Consider the following 2,426-nt stretch of genomic DNA (forward strand, 5'->3'; position numbering starts at 1 on the left):
CGCTGCATAGTTGAACAGTGATGTTCAGCAGTGTTCAGCGTAAATGTATCAGGTAGGTATTGTGGGCATAGCTGCTCCGAATGGCAGAGCAACAGCCCGAAGATTCTGAGCTCTCCTCTCCACTCTTGGCTGGTCACCCCCCAGAGCCGAGCTGCCGGGAAAGGGTTGAGCTGCTCTCTTGGGATTTCTCCCTTGTTTATGATGATCTCGTGTGGGTTTCCAAACGCGGGCTGCCCAGCTTTTCAGGGAAACGTAAGGGATCCCACTGTGGGGTTTGGAGTTCCCTATGGCGGATGAGTTGCCGTTTACTCTAGATCAGCTCCTCATCGTGCGGGCAATTGCCCAGCAGGGTAGTTTTCGCCGTGCTGCCGATAGCCTGTTTGTCTCCCAGCCTGCCGTCAGCTTGCAAGTGCAGAACTTGGAGCGACAGTTGGGAGTGGTGCTGTTCGACCGCAGTGGGCGCAAGGTGGAGTTGACGGATGCCGGGAAAGTGCTGCTGCAGTACAGCGAGCGCATCCTCAAGCTGTGCCGTGAAACCATCGAGGCGCTGGCGGATTTGCAAGAAATGGAGCGGGGGCATCTGGTTTTGGGGGCCAGCCAAACGGTGGGCACCTATGTCATGCCTTCTTTGATCGCCCAATATCACCGCCGCTATCCACAAATTTCCGTACAGCTCTTGGTGCAATCCACGCGGCGAATTGCCCAGAAGTTGGTGGACGGCCAGTTGGACGTGGCCATTGTTGGCGGGGAGATCCCCTTTGAGCTGCAGCGGCACTTGAAGGTGATGGCTCTGGCGGAAGATGAATATGTGTTGGTCGGTGCTCCCGGGTGTGCCATCGACTCTCCTGCGCTTGTGGATCTGCTGGCTTTGCCCTTCATCACCTTGGATCCCCAGTCGTCCACCCGGCAAACCATCGATCGGGTACTGAATCGCCACGGCATTAACCCGGCCCAATTGAACGTGCGGCTGGAGCTCAGCTCGATTGAGGCGATCAAAAATGCCGTCCAGGCGGGGTTGGGGGTGGCCTTTCTGTCCATGGTGGCAGTGGGATCCGATGTGGAACAGGGGCGGTTCCGGAAGCTGGCGGTGGAAGGGCTACAGATACGGCGTACCCTCTGGCTGGCTTTTAACCCGGAGCGCTATCAATCGCAGGCAGCCACCCGCTTCCTCCAAGGGCTGCTGACCCGCCAAGACTGGCTGAAAACTCCCCCGCCCCATTTGCAGTTGATCGGCTAAGTTGCGATGCGTTACGGCCTTTTCCGAGTTGATGGGATCCCAGGTAGATTCCGGTGGATTGAGCAGGATCCCTGTTCAAAGAGATACGAGAGATATTTCCGTATAGGTGCATTCGCTGTAGCCAATGCTGCTCCGGAAGAAACTGCATCTGCTGAATCTGTCTGTGTCTACTGACCCCAAGCCGATGACCAGGCAAACGCTGTTGGAACGACTCCCCCTGGCCCAGCGCTTGGCGGAGTTACAGGCCCGCGTTCAAGAGATCCCGCTGCACAGGGTGAAATTGGAAGGGTTGAACATCGCAGGGGCAGAGTCCTGCTGGGCTGCCTATCGAGACTGGGGAAAAGGGATCCCACTGCTGTTTCTGCATGGCTTTATGGCCACTCACGCCAACTGGTGGCCGCTGATGCAAGGGTTGGGAGACGAATATCGCTGCATTGCCTTGGATTTACTGGGGTTCGGGCAGTCCGGCCAACCGGCCTTGCACTACGACATCGCTGCAGAAGTGGAGTTTGTGCGCGGATTTGTCCAAAGGCTGGGCCTAGCTGCTCCGGTTTTGGTGGGCCATTCCTTTGGGGGATGGGTGGCAGCGGCCTATGCAGTACGGTATCCGCTGCGGGGATTGGTCTTGTTGGCTCCTGCCGGGATCCGCGACGACAGCTTTGTGAGACGCTACAACCATTTGCGGCCCTTGCTCTGGGAAAGCGCTTGGGTGGATTGGCTGTTGCGGGCGATCGCTCCGCTGGCCCGCTGGTGGCATTGGGAAGACAAGCTGGCCCAGCTCTTGTGGTTGCGGGGATCCCTGCGTCAGCAGCCGGTCGCTCGGCAATTTCTCCGACAACGTCTGCGCCCACAAGCTGCTGTCGATACGGTTGAACGTTATCTCAACTACATTCAGGCCCCCACCCTGGTGATCGCCGCCGAACAGGACGACACCATTCCCCTCTGGCACTGCCAAACCTATGCCGAAGGGATCCCTGGGGCTCAGCTCAAGATCCTGGCCGGGGCCGGCCACGCCATCCCTGCCTTGCATGGGGAACAGGTGCTGCCCCTGATCCGGGAATTTCTCGACACAGCCCTTTCCGCACAATGCGGGCTTTGAGCTGGGGCTGTAGCGTATGGCCGAGAGAGGAATGCCGCTTGCCAGATGGCGATGCCCGATAGGCGACGGAGCGCCGCCCAAGGGGAACGC

The 2,426-nt window shown here is 58.8% G+C and carries 2 protein-coding genes; both read left to right on the top strand.

Annotated features, from left to right (window positions below; translation table 11 throughout):
- Positions 1-286: 286 nt before the first annotated feature.
- Positions 287-1,237 carry a LysR substrate-binding domain-containing protein gene (locus NW820_RS11860; RefSeq protein WP_414383566.1) on the top strand — a complete coding sequence of 317 codons (951 nt, stop codon included), beginning with the start codon at positions 287-289 and terminating at the stop codon, positions 1,235-1,237.
- 202 nt (positions 1,238-1,439) lie between these two features.
- On the top strand, positions 1,440-2,336 hold the full coding sequence (locus tag NW820_RS11865) for an alpha/beta fold hydrolase (protein ID WP_414407590.1): 897 nt from the start codon (positions 1,440-1,442) through the stop codon (positions 2,334-2,336).
- Positions 2,337-2,426 lie beyond the last annotated feature (90 nt).

This window comes from Synechococcus sp. R55.7, assembly GCF_047461955.1.
Taxonomy (GTDB): Bacteria; Cyanobacteriota; Cyanobacteriia; order Thermostichales; family Thermostichaceae; genus Thermostichus.